The organism is Mucilaginibacter segetis (assembly GCF_016522075.1).
Classification (GTDB): Bacteria; Bacteroidota; Bacteroidia; order Sphingobacteriales; family Sphingobacteriaceae; genus Mucilaginibacter; species Mucilaginibacter segetis.
Window position 1 is genome coordinate 416839 of record NZ_JAEHFW010000003.1, and the last position, 14280, is coordinate 431118.

The 14280-nt window shown below is 42.9% G+C and carries 17 protein-coding genes; 9 read left to right on the forward strand and 8 right to left on the reverse strand.

Translation table 11 applies throughout. The features are described from left to right. The first annotated feature begins 12 nt into the window (after positions 1–12). Positions 13–987, forward strand: a complete 975-nt coding sequence (locus I5M19_RS15595; RefSeq protein ID WP_200067288.1) for a Gfo/Idh/MocA family protein — start codon at positions 13–15, stop codon at positions 985–987. A gap of 104 nt (positions 988–1091) precedes the next feature. Then, positions 1092–1613: a hypothetical protein gene (locus tag I5M19_RS15600; protein ID WP_200067289.1), complete on the forward strand. Its 522-nt coding sequence runs from the start codon at positions 1092–1094 to the stop codon at positions 1611–1613. Between the two features lie 36 nt (positions 1614–1649). Here I5M19_RS15600 and I5M19_RS15605 read toward each other — a convergent pair whose 3' ends face one another. Beyond that, positions 1650–1823 (reverse strand): DUF6496 domain-containing protein, encoded by a 174-nt coding sequence (locus I5M19_RS15605; protein ID WP_183551407.1) that lies wholly within the window; start codon positions 1821–1823, stop codon positions 1650–1652. Between the two features lie 135 nt (positions 1824–1958). Between I5M19_RS15605 and I5M19_RS15610 the strand changes: the two genes are divergently transcribed. Together I5M19_RS15610 and I5M19_RS15615 are read left to right on the forward strand one after the other, a co-directional pair. After that, entirely contained in the window at positions 1959–2834 is an 876-nt protein-coding gene (locus tag I5M19_RS15610; protein ID WP_200067290.1) for a nucleoside phosphorylase, read from the forward strand. Positions 2835–2889: 55 nt separating this feature from the next. Next, positions 2890–3984, forward strand: a complete 1095-nt coding sequence (locus I5M19_RS15615) for an AI-2E family transporter (protein WP_200067291.1) — start codon at positions 2890–2892, stop codon at positions 3982–3984. 2 nt (positions 3985–3986) lie between these two features. Here I5M19_RS15615 and I5M19_RS15620 read toward each other — a convergent pair whose 3' ends face one another. After that, the gene (locus I5M19_RS15620) at positions 3987–4292 is read right to left on the reverse strand and encodes a hypothetical protein (RefSeq protein WP_200067292.1); all 306 of its coding nucleotides are present in this window, start codon (positions 4290–4292) and stop codon (positions 3987–3989) included. An 84-nt stretch (positions 4293–4376) separates the two neighbouring features. Between I5M19_RS15620 and I5M19_RS15625 the strand changes: the two genes are divergently transcribed. After that, positions 4377–5324, forward strand: coding sequence for an MBL fold metallo-hydrolase (locus I5M19_RS15625; RefSeq protein ID WP_200067293.1), 948 nt, complete (start codon positions 4377–4379; stop codon positions 5322–5324). 2 nt (positions 5325–5326) lie between these two features. Here I5M19_RS15625 and I5M19_RS15630 read toward each other — a convergent pair whose 3' ends face one another. From I5M19_RS15630 to I5M19_RS15645, 4 genes are read right to left on the reverse strand one after another with little or no spacing between them, the layout of a single operon-like run. Next, positions 5327–5923, reverse strand: coding sequence for a tetratricopeptide repeat protein (locus I5M19_RS15630; RefSeq protein ID WP_200067294.1), 597 nt, complete (start codon positions 5921–5923; stop codon positions 5327–5329). Positions 5924–5973: 50 nt separating this feature from the next. Beyond that, entirely contained in the window at positions 5974–6237 is a 264-nt protein-coding gene (locus I5M19_RS15635) for an Ada metal-binding domain-containing protein (protein ID WP_200067295.1), read from the reverse strand. Beyond that, on the reverse strand, positions 6234–6941 hold the full coding sequence (locus tag I5M19_RS15640; protein ID WP_200067296.1) for a 2OG-Fe(II) oxygenase: 708 nt from the start codon (positions 6939–6941) through the stop codon (positions 6234–6236). The genes I5M19_RS15635 and I5M19_RS15640 overlap by 4 nt, the downstream gene beginning before the upstream one ends. A gap of 4 nt (positions 6942–6945) precedes the next feature. Beyond that, positions 6946–7662 carry a bifunctional helix-turn-helix domain-containing protein/methylated-DNA--[protein]-cysteine S-methyltransferase gene (locus tag I5M19_RS15645; RefSeq protein ID WP_317193241.1) on the reverse strand — a complete coding sequence of 239 codons (717 nt, stop codon included), beginning with the start codon at positions 7660–7662 and terminating at the stop codon, positions 6946–6948. Between the two features lie 343 nt (positions 7663–8005). On the opposite strand from I5M19_RS15645, the gene I5M19_RS15650 reads away from it, so the two are divergent. Next, complete coding sequence (locus I5M19_RS15650; RefSeq protein WP_200067297.1) at positions 8006–8191, forward strand: hypothetical protein; 186 nt, start codon at positions 8006–8008, stop codon at positions 8189–8191. Next, on the forward strand, positions 8166–8552 hold the full coding sequence (locus tag I5M19_RS15655) for a type II toxin-antitoxin system VapC family toxin (RefSeq protein WP_200067298.1): 387 nt from the start codon (positions 8166–8168) through the stop codon (positions 8550–8552). The genes I5M19_RS15650 and I5M19_RS15655 overlap by 26 nt, the downstream gene beginning before the upstream one ends. 14 nt (positions 8553–8566) lie before the next feature. Here the strand turns inward: I5M19_RS15655 and dacB are convergent, their stop codons facing one another. Beyond that, a complete protein-coding gene (gene dacB / locus I5M19_RS15660; protein WP_200067299.1) occupies positions 8567–9985 on the reverse strand; it encodes a D-alanyl-D-alanine carboxypeptidase/D-alanyl-D-alanine endopeptidase in 1419 nt (472 codons plus the stop codon). Beyond that, positions 9957–11408, reverse strand: a complete 1452-nt coding sequence (locus I5M19_RS15665; protein WP_200067300.1) for an APC family permease — start codon at positions 11406–11408, stop codon at positions 9957–9959. Before I5M19_RS15665 ends, dacB begins: the two co-directional genes overlap by 29 nt. 151 nt (positions 11409–11559) lie before the next feature. Here I5M19_RS15665 and I5M19_RS15670 point away from each other — a divergent pair, with 151 nt between their 5' ends. Together I5M19_RS15670 and I5M19_RS15675 are read left to right on the forward strand one after the other, a co-directional pair. Beyond that, entirely contained in the window at positions 11560–13803 is a 2244-nt protein-coding gene (locus I5M19_RS15670) for a sodium-translocating pyrophosphatase (RefSeq protein WP_200067301.1), read from the forward strand. Between the two features lie 73 nt (positions 13804–13876). Next, positions 13877–14155 carry a hypothetical protein gene (locus tag I5M19_RS15675; protein ID WP_200067302.1) on the forward strand — a complete coding sequence of 93 codons (279 nt, stop codon included), beginning with the start codon at positions 13877–13879 and terminating at the stop codon, positions 14153–14155. The last annotated feature ends 125 nt before the right edge of the window (positions 14156–14280 follow it).

Genomic DNA, 14280 nt, shown 5'->3' on the forward strand with positions numbered 1-14280 from the left:
AACAGCTACTAAATGAGTGCGATAAAATGGGGTATAATTGGATGCGGCAATGTTACCGAAGTAAAAAGCGGACAAGCCTACAATAAAATCGAAGACAGCAGCCTGGTAGCGGTTATGCGCCGCGATGCCGCAAAGGCTGCCGACTACGCCAAACGCCACGGTGTACCCCGCTGGTATAGCGATGCCGGGGAGTTGATGAATGATGCGGACGTTAATTCGGTTTCTATAGCTACCCCGCCCGCCTTTCATCTGGAATATGCTTTAGCAGCTATCAAACAGGGCATCAATGTTTATGTAGAAAAACCCGTTACCCGCAATGCGCAGGAAGCTGTAGCCATGGCGGATGCAGTTAGGCAAAGTGGCGCTAAGTTAACCGTTGCCCATTATCGCCGTGCCCTGCCCATGTTTTTGCATGTAAAAACCTTACTGGAAAACGAAACCGTTGGTGAGGTAAGAACCGTGCAAATAAGGATGTGGCAAAAACGCGAACCAAAACTGATTGCCGACAGCGAAACCAACTGGCGCCTGCAGCCGGAAATATCCGGAGGAGGATATTTTCATGATCTGGCACCACATCAGCTCGATTTGATGCTTTATTTTTTTGGTGAGCCCGAAAAGTACAGCGGCTATAGTTTAAACCAGGCACACAGCAGCGCAGCGGACGACCATGTGTGTGGCAGTATAGTATTTAAGAACAAGGTGGTGGTTAACGGCTCCTGGTGCTTTAATGTTGCCGAAAGCGAAACTACGGATACCTGCGAGATCATCGGCACAAAGGGACGCATTACCTTTCCTTTTTTTGGTAAGTATGTAACCTGCAAAACTGAAACAGGCGAAGAAACTATCAGTTTTACCCATCCGGAACATATACAGCAGCCCATGATAGAAAAGATAGTTGCCTATTTTAAGGATGAGGGGCCAAATCCCTGCACTATTGACGAGGCAGTTGTATTAATGCAAATTATAGATGCCTTTACAATGAAATAAAAGGTAATCAAATCATCAAAACAACATTTTGATATTAAAAAAGAACTCCTTAATTTTCAGTTGAGCTTATAATAGCCTAATAATAGGGTTCAGGCTTTAAAATAATGAAAAAAATCATCAGATCGGGCTTTATGTTGCTGCTAATAACCTGCATAAAGGCATCTGCCCAGAATATTGATATACCCAAAAATTATCATTTTAATTCTGATGAAGACTATGCACGTTACGAACCCGAAATTATAAAGATTGCCGATTGGATGAACCAGATGCCCTGGACCGCACAGCCAAAAAAGCGGGAAGCCGCTACCCAATTTTTTTTAAGCTGGGTAAAAGGTACGCCCGCCGTTACCGTAAGGCTTACCGAATCGGTAATGCTGCTATCAGACAGGAACCCTGAACTTGGTTTTACTTATATGGCGCAATACTCTAAATACGCCCTGCAGCACAAGGCAGATTTTGATGTTAACAAAGCCACCTTAGTAGCTTTGCGCGCCATGATGGCCAAATATTCAACAGAGCCCACCAAAAGAAAGGATTTTGATGTAGACCGGTTGATACAGCGGGATAAAGAGGGTAAACTGGAAGATTGGGTAGCCAACGAATTTTATAAAGATTACCGCGAATAAAAAAAGCCCGCATCCGGGCTTTTAAAGTATCAGCAATTATTTTTTCTTGGGAACCTTGGCTCCCTCTTTACGCGCTTCGGATAAACCGATGGCCACGGCCTGTTTTTTACTGGTAACTTTTTTACCGCTGCCACTTTTCAGTTTTCCTTCCTTCATTTCGTGCATGGTCTTTTCAACCTTTTCTCCTGCTTTTTCTGAATACTTTGCCATGATTATTAAGTTTTAGTTACATAAAAATATTAGCAAAATAACTGCCAAAGTATATACATGTCGCTGTGTTTGTTAGTTAAAAAAAATAATAAAGTTTAAATAACTATAATAGTTTTGCTGTGTTTAATTATGCGTATGGAAATTATATCGGAAACGGACCTTATACTGAATGCTGATGGCAGCGCCTACCATTTAAACCTGCTGCCGGAGGATGTTGCTGATACCGTAATAACCGTAGGCGACCCGGACAGGGTTGGTGAGGTGAGTAAGTATTTTGATAGTATTGAGCTTAAAAAAGGCAAGCGCGAATTTATTACGCATACCGGATATGTTGGTAAAAAGCGGATAACGGTACTCTCTACCGGGATTGGGACCGATAACATTGATATTGTACTAAATGAACTGGACGCGCTGGTCAATGTCGACTTTAACACACGAACGCCAAATGCACGATTAAAGCAATTGAATATTATACGTATAGGAACATCGGGCGCCATACAAGCCGATATACCGGTGGATAGTTTGCTTGTATCATCAGCGGCCTTTGGTTTGGATGCATTGATGGGTTTCTACAAAACAGAAAACAATGCAGCTGAGCAGGAAATGCTTAACGAATTTACGTCGGTATTCCCTTCTCATTTTGCTATGAAACCTTATCTGGCCCCGGCATCACCCATGCTGCTGGATAAGCTGGCTAAAGATATCGCCCGGGGTATCACTATAACTTCGCCGGGCTTTTACTCGCCGCAGGGCAGGCAGGTAAGGGCCTTAACGGCCGTACCCGGTTTAATGGATATGATAGCAGGCTTTGCTTATAAAGAAAAACGCATCACCAACCTGGAGATGGAAACCGCCGGCATTTACGGACTGGCAAAAAGTTTGGGACATCATGCTATATCATTTAACGTGATACTGGCTAACCGCGCCACAAAAAAATTCAGTAAGCAGCCGGGTAAAATAGTGGATAACTACATAGCCGGCATAATAGAGAAAATAAACAATAATTTATAAGTTATTTATCGCACATTTATAATCAGGTACCAACTAAAAAATATATTAATACACCATGCCGACAAAAAAAACAATAGCCCCGTTTTATGAACGACTCGCCCTCATTCTTATCGGCTTTTGCATACTTGGTTATCTGGTTATATCAGCCAAGGAACTGGTAGACCCGCTTATTTTTGGTTTCCTGTTCGCTATTTTACTCTTGCCTGTATCCAATTTGCTCGAACGGAAGTTACGGCTGCCCCGCAGTGCATCTTCCTTTTTGTCGATACTGTTAATGGTGATTTTTGTTGGAGGTATACTGTATATGGTAGGTGCGCAAATATCAAATATCGCTAACGACTGGCCCATGCTGCAAAGCCAGGTGTCACAATCGTTAAAAGATCTGCAGGAATGGATACAACACGCCTTCCACGTTACCGAAACCAAACAGATAGCTTATGTAAATAATACCACCAAAAAAATAATTGCTTCGGGCGGCACGGTGTTAGGTACTACATTCGGCGCCATATCATCATTGGTGCTGTTTTACGTGTTTATATTGGTATTTACCTTTTTTATATTGTTTTACAGACGCTTGCTGTTGAGGTTTACTATAGCGGTATTTAAAGGAGATAACTCCAGCCTGGTGATGGATATCGTGGAGAATGTGCAAAACATACTGCGCCAGTATATTTTAGGGCTGTTGCTGGAGATGATCATTGTATCCAGCGCTGCTATGGCCGCCTTTTGGATAATCGGCATTAAATACGCCACCTTATTAGGTTTAATTGTAGGGCTTTTTAATATCATTCCGTACCTGGGTATTTTTACTGCTTTGCTTTTAAGCGTTATTGTAACCTTTGCCACAGGTACTTTAAGCGATACCCTGGCAGTTACTATAAGCGTGGTTTGTATACACGCGGTTGACGCTAACTTTTTATTGCCGGCAATAGTTGGCTCAAAAGTACGTTTGAACGCGCTGATCACCTTCATAGGTATTATTTTAGGCGAAATGCTGTGGGGGTTGTCGGGCATGTTCCTGTCCATTCCCGTAATTGCCATATTTAAGATCGTGTTTGATCGTATCGATAGCCTAAAGCCCTGGGGTTACCTGCTTGGCGGCGATTATGAGTATAAACCAGCGGCGGAAAAAAGAATGAAAACCGAATAATATTAACTGATGAGACGGCTTATGCTTATATATAAAGTTACTCCGTAAGCTATTAGCACCAGTGTGTTGATAAACAGTAGCCAGTTAAGATCGGGCTTGCTGTATTTTTTTAAGGTACACATCACCAGCAGAACAATAAAACCGAGAATAAGCAATATAGGGAAAGCCAGTGTCCAGATATGAGCGGGCATTAAATAAAGGTGCTTTAGTTTTTCATTATCGCCTTTTATAAACGGTATAAGCGCCGCCAGTAACAATATTAAAAATATGCGTACAATGGTTTTAGCGGCAATACGGCTGATTTTCATGATGCCAAAGTAATAAATCCGCAGAAATTATCGACCGTATTTTCTGTTTGATTAGTAATTTGCAAGGTGTATACTTCTATATATATGTATAAAAACATAACCATATTCCTGCTTTATTTAATGTTGCCATTTTGCGTTTGCGCGCAGGGTAATACCGCTTTCCGTGTGGTGCCATTGGGTGTTAAAGGCGGTATAGATGAAAGCAACCTCTCCGCTTACATGGTAGCCCCTGTTGGCTCAACTAATTATATTTGTTTAGATGCCGGAACACTGCATGATGGTATTGTTAAAGCCGTTGCCAGTAAAACTTTTACCGTACCTGCCGAACAGGTATTGAAACAATACATTAAAGGCTATTTTATTTCGCATGCCCACCTTGACCATGTAGCAGGACTGATCATCAACGCCCCCGACGACAGTACCAAAACCATATACGGCTTGCAAAGCTGCCTCGAAACTATAAAAACTCACTATTTCACCTGGGAAAGCTGGGCCAATTTCGCGGATGAAGGAGAAGCGCCACTGTTAAAAAAATATCATTACCAGTCCTTAGCTCCCGGTAACGAGGTAGCCATTGCCCATACCGAAATGCAGGTGCAGATCTACCAATTGAGTCATTCCAATTTGCAGAGCGCCGCTTTTTTGGTGAGGAGTAAGGACAATTACCTGTTGTACCTTGGCGATACCGGGGCCGATACGGTAGAGAAGAGCCATAACCTGCAAAACCTTTGGCAGGCGGTTGCGCCGTTAATAAAAGCCCATAAGTTAAAAGCGATAATGATAGAGGTGTCGTTCCCGGATGAGCAACCGGAGAAAAGTTTGTTTGGCCACCTTACCCCACACTTGCTAATGACCGAACTTGGCAGGTTGCAGGAAATTACGGGTATGCCCTTAAACGGTTTAAATGTAGTGGTAACGCATGTTAAGCCACCAAAGGCAAGCATCAAAAAAATAAAAAATGAAATAAAGGCAGAGAATCAGCTTGGGGTAAATATTATTTATCCTCAGCAGGGTAAACCATTGGAGTTTTAAATTTATTGATCGGAGAGGAGATCGATACAGTTTTTAGCCATTGCCGCCAAACGGGCTTTTAATGTACTTGCTGCTTTTGTATCACCAATGTTTTTGTAGAGCACTTTTATACGCGCCAGCGTTTCATCAGTCGGATCACAGGCCTGAGCCTTTTCCAGATGGGGTAATGCCTTCTTTACCGCTTCGGTATAAAGTGCAGTAAGTCTTTTGTTTTCTGCCGGGTCCGACTTTGCCGCGTTAAGCTTATCGGCAATAGCTTCGGCCTGTTTGGCGTATATATATCCTAATGCGCGTTGCACTACATAATAATCCGGTACTGCAGCGGCCACTTTTTCGTAATAACTTAAAGCTTTGCCGGTTTGGCTGTCATCCTCATATAACTTGCCGATAGAGTAATAAAAACTTATACGTGCCTTATCGGTAAGTTTATCCGAATTAGGTGCAATTTCCTGCCCCAGATCCATAGCCTTTGACGTTTCGCCCTGCAGTCGGGCCAGATTAAAATCGAGATATTTGTTATAAACATCGTCGGCAGTTTGCGCTTTTGCCGCGCTTAGTATAAAAACGGCTATAAGCAGCAGGTACAATCTTTTCAGCATAGGTAAACTTTCAACAAATATAATCAGCTAACGTAATAATGCTATTTACATTATACGTTAAGGCGTTTCCATATCAGGAATTTTACTTTCATGCAGTGCCCGCAAGGGCGGTATCCGTTATTTAAGGCCTCAGTTTCGCTGATAAAGAAAATCCGGTTCGCCGCTTTCATCCGCTTACCCGATGTGCATTGCAACGTTCCATAAATTTTTAGTTTGCGGTTTCCGGCGAAGCGTATTTCGCCATTGGTTAATTTATATTTTAGTTGTCGGGCCCTGCCAAAAAGGTTGTTTCCAAGCTCGGTATGTGCTATCATGCCGCATCATGAAAAATAATGCCCAGCGTATGCCTGTTACCTGCTATTACCTCGCTCACACCATGCCGCATATTCACCCGGTAATAACCCCGGCTACCCATCACCGGCCTGAAATTGGTGGTGAATATCAGCATGTCGCCTTTGCCGGGCTTGAGTACAATAGGTTTCGATTGCATTCTGGGGCGTTGTTCTACCAAAACAAACTCACCTCCGTGGTAATCCTTTCCCGCCTCGCTTAAAAATACCACCGCCTGCATCGGGAAGAATATCTCGCCGTATAGATCCTGATGCAAAGCGTTATAACCACCCTGCGCGTATTTTAATATTAATGGGGTAGGCCGGTTTTGGCTATGCTCATGGCAAAGCGTAGTAAGATCGTTTAAAGCAGCAGGGAATTGCTTTTCAATTTTTAATACATCCATCCAGTTATTGCCAACGGGCGCAATATGCGGATAAACCATTTCACGTAATTGCTGTACTATGCCGGGCAGCGGGTAGTTGTAATATTTATACTGCCCACGGCCATAACCATGCTTTTCCATCGTTATGGTTTTGCGGTACAAACTGTCATCCGCATAACTTGCGATCAGGCTATTGCATTCCTCTGTTAAAAGTATTTTTGGAATGCAGGCATAACCTCTCTCATTCATACTTTCGGTTACCTCTGCCCAGTGGGCCGCTTCAATTCTTTGCTTTATATCCATCCCGTTAAACTTCTATGGTGCTTAAACTCGCTGCCTCCCAGCCTATGATCGCCGATTTACGGTTGGCTCCCCAATGATATTGGCCAAACTCCCCGGTTGATTTAATTACTCTGTGGCAGGGGATAAGAAAGGCTACCGGGTTTGCACCAATAGCACTGCCCACGGCACGGCTTGCTGTTGGCATTTTTACTTTTTCGGCAACGGTAGCGTAAGTTTTTAATCCGCCTACCGGGATGGTGAGCAGGGCCTGCCATACTTTTAATTGAAAATCCGTACCCTTTAAATGCAGTTTAATATCCTGCAGCTGCGACCAATCCTTAGTGAAGATATGCAGGGCATTTTGCTGTGCCATATCTACCACCTGTGTGTAAACCGCGTTCGGAAACTGCACATGTAACTGGCTGAAGGCCTCGTCGCGGTCATCAGCAAAGGCAAGGTGACAAATTCCCTTTGCGGTTGATGCTACAATGATGTTACCGAAAGGGCTTTCGGCATAACTATAATTGATGTTCAGCTCGCGGCCGCCGTTTTTATATTCGGCCGGGGTCATACCTTCAATATTAATGAACAGATCGTGCAGGCGACCGGTTCCGGAAAGTCCGGTTTCGTAAGCGGTATCAAAAAGGGTGGCCTGCTGTTGTTTCAGGATGCTTTTGGCATAATCCAGACTGAGGTATTGCAGGAACTTTTTTGGACTGATGCCCGCCCACTCCGTAAACATGCGTTGAAAATGATAGGGCTAAGGTTTACCTTTTCGGCTACCTCATCCAGATTGGGCTGGCTTTTGAAATTCAGCCTTATATAGTTAATGGCTTCGGCTATGCGCTCGTAATTGATATTTTTTTGCGTTTCCATGATCGAAAATTATAACACAAACTTAAGTTAGAAACCAGAGCGCAAAAACCCGATTATTGCTCAAAATAATACCTTTTTTTGACGTTATATATCTATATAAACATACGAAAACTTCGGTGTAAAGCCCAATAAGCAGGCAGTATTAAGTCCTGAAAAGTATTTAGCTTTATAAAAGTGTTTTTGTTATTTTTGTTATAAATAAGGATATTATGGTATTAGTGTTAAAAAAAGGTGCCAGCAAAAAAGAGATTGATGCTATCGAAAAAGCTTTATATAAAGAAAAAGCTTTAGGTGGATTTAACGCGAAAAAATACAATGGTACATTGAAATTTAAAGGGGATGCTTTAACTATCCAGGAAAAATTAAGAGATGAGTGGGAAAGAGATACTCGTTGATACTAACATCATCTTATACCTTTTGGATGGTAGTGATACATTAGAACAAATTCTGCAAGGAAAAAACCTTTATCTTTCATTTATTACTGAACTGGAACTCCTGGGGTTTAAGAATATTAGTTCAAAAGAAGAATCACAAATAGTGGAAGTTTTAAATGACTGTTCTATCTTATCAATTAATAAATTGATCAAAGAAAAGTATGTTGAAATCCGGAGAAAATATCATTTAAAACTTCCTGATGCTTTAATTGCCGCTACCGCAATAGTTTATAATATGCCACTCATAACAGCTGATAAGCAATTTAAAACCGTAAAGGAATTAAATTTGATTTCTTATCAGCATGGTATTAATTTAACATGATTTTTGGGTCCATATTATTTCAATTCATCCAATAGCCTGAACATTTTTGAACGTATGCCACTGCCGGAACCATTATAGTTATTTACCATAATGGAGAAGCAAAGGTCGCGGCCATCATGGTTTTGGTAACCCGCGTAGGCCTGTACACTGTTGATGCTGCCGCTTTTCATGTGCATGTTGTTGTATATGGGCAAACTGTCGTAAAAGTAATCGAACCAACTTGCTGTTTTGGCGGAGCGTAATATGCGGGCAATAGTCAGCGTGGTGATATGATCCTGAGGCGAAAGGCCGCTGCCATCAAACACATTCATAGAGTTAGGATCGATACCACGGGCTTCCCAAAAATCCTTTAATGCCTGTACGGCATTGTTAGGATCAGCCGGTTTACCCAGCTTAGCGCCAAGGGTAACCAATAATTGTTCGGCATAAAGGTTAATGCTTTTTTTGTTGAGCCAGTAAACTATTTTGCTTAATTCAGGAGAGTTAATGATGGTTAGGTTTCGGGTAGCCTGTGGTACAGGTTTACCCTGTTCGCCCAACATCAGTGATGACTGAGGCAGTTCCATCACCGGTATGCCTATGCTTTTAAGGGTATCTGAAAGGCGCAGTGCGGCATCATAAGCCGGATCAGGTACGGATGCCGATACCCTGTTTTTGGTTTGATCAACCGCGTATGTGCCCCGCACGCGCATTACATTGCTGTTAAAAGCAGGTAAATAAGGGTAAGCCTGATCGCCGGTATAGGCGGCCCCTGTTGTTAGTTCACTTTTAAATTTCAGGTAAGGCATATCGGGAGCTGTGCCTGTAACGGTAACCGGGTCGCCAACGCTGCCGGTATGTACCTTTATATCAAATTGGTTTTCGCGCCAGCAAAGTCCGGCAATGGCCGCGCCATAATATGTGCCCAAATCCTGCCATATCCATCCATCCGGTATGGTTTGATGACTAATTTCCCCGTTATCGCCAATTATACTGCCGTTTATTCTTTTTATACCGGCCTTTTTTATGGCATCCGTCATTAAAAATAATACGTGCGCTTCTTTGGTGCTTTCCCAGCGCCAACTGCCCAGGGTAGGGTCGCCGCCACCTTTTATAACAATATCGCCGTTAAGTGTGCCATCAGCTGCGATAGTACCTGTATAACCCAGTTGTGTTTTAAACTGATAATCCTTCCCTAAAACATTAAATGCGGTAATACTGGTAACGGTTTTCATGGTTGAACCCGGGTTAAGGCCCAATTCGGAGTTTGCCGCAAAAACCTGTGCGCCAGTTTTTGTGTCCAAAACCGTTAAGGAAACCGTAGCGTATTTACACTGATCGTCCTGCTGCAATCGCTCAAATGCGGTTTGTAATTTTTGTTCCAGGGTTTGTGCCTGTGCCGCATTGGTAACAATAAATAAAAAACTAATTAACCAAGTCCGGTTTATCCTCATTCGTGATGTTGCGTTGTGATATAAAATAGATAGGAATTCCTATCAGTACAATACCTAAACCATATAAAGTGTATTCCTGTTTGTAAATAACTAATAAAATACAAAAAGCTATACCCATTAAAATATACATGGCGGGTAATACCGGATAGCCAAATGCCTTATACGGGCGTTCGGCAGCGGGGCGTTTTACGCGCAAAATATAAATGCCCGCTATGGTAAGTATATAAAACAGCACTACTACAAAGGAGATCATATCCAGCAGGTCGCCGTATTTACCGCTCAGGCAAAGTACCGATGCAACCAATGCCTGTATCCATAACCCAAATGCCGGAACAGATGCTTTGTTTAGCGTACCGGTACGTTTAAAGAATAATCCGTCCTTTGCCATGGTATAATAAACCCTGGCGCCTGATAGTATCAATCCGTTATTACAGCCAAAGGTAGATATCATGATCATTACCGCGATAACGTAAGTACCCGCGTTACCAAATATAACATGCGATGCCGCTACGGCTACACGATCCTTGTCGGCAGTTGCAATATCATGTAACGAAAGTACGCCTGTATATACTACGTTAGCCAGTACATAAATTACCGTAACTATAATAGTACCGAACATCATGCTGAGTGCCACATCGCGTTTGGGGTTTTTCATTTCGCCGGCTACAAAGGTTACGCTGTTCCAGGCATCGCTGCTAAAAATGGATCCAACCATGGCAGCGGCTATGGCACCCAGTGCAGCACCCATAGTAAGGCTGGTAAAGGTACCATCGGTATTAAGATGGTGCAGATCCCAGGCATTGGTCCAGTTGGCGTTCCATATATCACCTTTAAATGCTAAAAAGCCAAAACCTATTAACCCGAACAGGCTTAAAATTTTGGTAAGGGTAAAGGTGGTTTGTATAAGCTTACCCTCTTTAACACCACGAGTATTTATATAGGTAAGTAAGATAATAATCAGGATAGATACGAGCTGTGCCGAACTGATTTTAAAGGCACCTGTAGTTAATACGATATAGTCTTCACTAACCAGATACTTTAAAGAACCGGGCATAATGTAGGCGGTAAATTTAGAGAATGCCACGCCAACAGCGGCTATTGTACCTGTTTGTATCACCGCAAAAAAACTCCATCCGTATAAAAAGGCTATAAGCTTGTTATATGATTCTTTTAAATAAACATACTGGCCGCCCGCTTTGGGGAACATGGCGCTTAACTCGCCGTAGCTAAGGGCCGCGGTGAGGGTCATGAAACCGGTAATGAGCCATACCGCAATTAGCCAACCCGATGAGCCTACATTACGTATAATATCTGCGCTTACGATAAAAATACCGGAGCCGATCATGGAGCCTGATACCAGCATAGTGCCGTCGAGCAGGCTCAGCTCGTGCTTCATTTTAGGTTGACCTGTGTTTTTTGCCATCAATAGTTGAGTTTAAAGTCCTAAGCTATTCAAAAACTTTAAATTATTACAGGCTATTGCGGAGAAATTAATTTTACTATTTTGCGTGAGCCAATTATATTTACACGCTACGTGTAAAATTGTACAGCACATTATAAACTAATTAATAAATATGGATCTTTTGAACAATTACTTAATCTATTTAATTCCTGTATTTGGACTTATCGGGATACTGGTGATGGCAGTAAAATCTGCCTGGGTAACCAAACAGGAAACGGGTGATGCCTCCATGAATCAACTGGCGGGGTACATTGCTGATGGGGCAATGGCATTTTTGCGGGCAGAGTGGAAGATACTGGGCTACTTTGTAGTAGTTGCCGGTTTATTGCTGGCGTACTCGGGTACTACTGTGGCCACATCAAGCCCGGTTATCGCAGTGTCTTTCTTGATAGGAGCTTTCTTATCAGCTTTTGCGGGTTTTATAGGTATGCGTATAGCTACCAAAGCAAACGTTCGTACTACACAGGCGGCAAAAAGCAGTTTGGCGCAAGCCTTAAAGGTGTCATTTACAGGTGGTACCGTTATGGGTTTGGGTGTTGCCGGTTTGGCAATTATCGGTTTAGGCTCGCTGTTTATTGTGTTTTACCAGGTTTATGTGGTACAGGTAGCAGGCAGCAGTGTTAACGGTGAGGCAATGGCCAAAGCGCTGGATGTTTTGGCGGGTTTTTCGTTAGGAGCAGAATCAATAGCGCTTTTCGCGCGTGTAGGTGGCGGTATTTATACCAAAGCTGCCGACGTAGGTGCCGACTTGGTAGGTAAAGTGGAAGCAGGCATCCCCGAAGATGATGTACGTAACCCGGCAACAATAGCCGATAACGTAGGCGATAACGTGGGTGACGTAGCCGGTATGGGTGCGGATCTGTTCGGCTCCTATGTAGCTACTATGCTTGCTACCATGGTTCTGGGCCGCGAGATCGTGTCGCCTGATAATTTTGGCGGTATTGCCCCGGTACTTTTACCTATGGTGATAGCCGGATTAGGGTTGATCTTCTCTATTGTTGGTGCATCTATGGTGAAAATAAAAAAGGAAACCGACAGTGTACAAAAAGCATTAAATATTGGTAACTGGACATCCATCATATTAACAGCAATTGCTACTTATTTTGTGGTAATGTGGATGCTGCCTGATGGTAATTTCCATTTAACCAGGGATGTTATTCCGGGTACTACCGATCTTAAAGCGGGTTCACTGGTGTTTACTAAAACCGGCGTATTTATGTCCATACTTGTGGGATTGGTAGTAGGTACGCTGATGTCCATTATTACCGAGTACTATACCGCAATGGGTAAGCGTCCGGTAATGAGTATTATTAAACAATCATCAACCGGGCATGCCACAAATATTATAGGTGGTTTAGCCATAGGGATGGAATCAACCGTGTTGCCGATTTTAGTTTTAGCAGCCGGTATATACGGTTCTTACTTTTTTGCAGGCCTGTATGGTGTGGCCATTGCCGCAGCCGGTATGATGGCAACCACCGCCATGCAATTAGCTATTGACGCCTTTGGGCCGATAGCGGATAACGCGGGTGGTATTGCCGAAATGAGCCGCCTTCCCGAAGAAGTGCGCGGCCGTACAGATAATTTGGATGCCGTGGGTAATACTACAGCAGCCACCGGTAAAGGTTTTGCAATAGCTTCGGCCGCGTTAACATCGCTGGCGTTGTTTGCGGCCTTTGTGGGTGTAGCAGGTATTGAGCATATTGATATTTACAAAGCTAATGTATTGGCAGGTTTATTTGTAGGCGGTATGATCCCTTTCATCTTTTCGGCGTTAGCAATATCGGCTGTAGGCCGTGCGGCTATGGCGATGGTAGAAGAGGTTAGACGCCAGTTTAGAGAGATACCGGGTATAATGGAATACAAGGCTAAGCCCGAATATGAAAAATGTGTGGCCATTTCTACCAAGGCTTCTATCCGTGAGATGGTTGCCCCTGGCATGATCGCTTTAATAACCCCTATTGTTATAGGTTTTGCATTTGGACCCGAAGTGCTGGGCGGGTTATTGGCAGGTGTAACTGTATCGGGTGTGCTGATGGGAATTTTCCAGAGCAATGCCGGCGGTGCATGGGATAACGCCAAAAAATCATTTGAAAAAGGGGTGGAAATAAATGGCGAGATATACTACAAAAAATCTGAACCGCATAAGGCATCGGTAACAGGCGATACCGTGGGCGATCCGTTTAAAGATACCTCGGGCCCGTCCATGAATATCCTGATCAAACTGATGTCCATAGTGTCATTGGTTATTGCCCCGCACCTGAATAAAGCGGATAATAACAGCAAGTTTATCCAAAAGCAGGAGAAGGTGCAATCGATGATCACACACGTGATCAAGACCGATAAAAAAGCGTAATTGTAATCCTATTTGCATACAGCCGCCCAACCGGGCGGCTTTTTTTGTTTATTTTAGATGGATAAGTTTTTGTATGAATAAGCAAGCATTCCGTATAGTTTTATATCTATTATGTTTATATGATATCTACCTGTACCTGCCGGATATATTTGATGTATTCAAAATAGATATTCATATTCCCTACATTTCCTTTATGGTTTATTTTGACGCCGCCATGCTTTTATTCGGGGGTATTATACTGGGTTGGGCCCTGTTTAAAAAAGGAGGCACATTTAACATTGGTTTAGGGGTAATAATGCTGATACTTAACCTGGTAATTACCCCATTGTTTATTATAAAAGCTATAGGATAAATGCTTACAAGCAACTAAATGATAGCGGTGGTCAATTAAGTCATTTTAACAATTTTTAATTCCGTTATTAACAACTATGCTGTTGTTACATTCTGTACTTTATCTTTTCAATAAATTTAAGTACG

Coding starts and splice junctions, on each gene's coding strand:
- I5M19_RS15620 (WP_200067292.1), bottom strand. CDS start 4,292: ATGAAAATCAGCCGTATTGCCGCTAAAACCATTGTACGCATATTTTTA.
- I5M19_RS15615 (WP_200067291.1), top strand. CDS start 2,890: ATGCCGACAAAAAAAACAATAGCCCCGTTTTATGAACGACTCGCCCTC.
- I5M19_RS15605 (WP_183551407.1), bottom strand. CDS start 1,823: ATGGCAAAGTATTCAGAAAAAGCAGGAGAAAAGGTTGAAAAGACCATG.
- I5M19_RS15655 (WP_200067298.1), top strand. CDS start 8,166: ATGAGTGGGAAAGAGATACTCGTTGATACTAACATCATCTTATACCTT.
- I5M19_RS15670 (WP_200067301.1), top strand. CDS start 11,560: ATGGATCTTTTGAACAATTACTTAATCTATTTAATTCCTGTATTTGGA.
- I5M19_RS15635 (WP_200067295.1), bottom strand. CDS start 6,237: ATGATAGCACATACCGAGCTTGGAAACAACCTTTTTGGCAGGGCCCGA.
- I5M19_RS15600 (WP_200067289.1), top strand. CDS start 1,092: ATGAAAAAAATCATCAGATCGGGCTTTATGTTGCTGCTAATAACCTGC.
- dacB (WP_200067299.1), bottom strand. CDS start 9,985: ATGAGGATAAACCGGACTTGGTTAATTAGTTTTTTATTTATTGTTACC.
- I5M19_RS15640 (WP_200067296.1), bottom strand. CDS start 6,941: ATGGATATAAAGCAAAGAATTGAAGCGGCCCACTGGGCAGAGGTAACC.
- I5M19_RS15675 (WP_200067302.1), top strand. CDS start 13,877: ATGAATAAGCAAGCATTCCGTATAGTTTTATATCTATTATGTTTATAT.
- I5M19_RS15625 (WP_200067293.1), top strand. CDS start 4,377: ATGTATAAAAACATAACCATATTCCTGCTTTATTTAATGTTGCCATTT.
- I5M19_RS15665 (WP_200067300.1), bottom strand. CDS start 11,408: ATGGCAAAAAACACAGGTCAACCTAAAATGAAGCACGAGCTGAGCCTG.
- I5M19_RS15645 (WP_317193241.1), bottom strand. CDS start 7,662: ATGTTTACGGAGTGGGCGGGCATCAGTCCAAAAAAGTTCCTGCAATAC.
- I5M19_RS15610 (WP_200067290.1), top strand. CDS start 1,959: ATGGAAATTATATCGGAAACGGACCTTATACTGAATGCTGATGGCAGC.
- I5M19_RS15595 (WP_200067288.1), top strand. CDS start 13: ATGAGTGCGATAAAATGGGGTATAATTGGATGCGGCAATGTTACCGAA.
- I5M19_RS15650 (WP_200067297.1), top strand. CDS start 8,006: ATGGTATTAGTGTTAAAAAAAGGTGCCAGCAAAAAAGAGATTGATGCT.
- I5M19_RS15630 (WP_200067294.1), bottom strand. CDS start 5,923: ATGCTGAAAAGATTGTACCTGCTGCTTATAGCCGTTTTTATACTAAGC.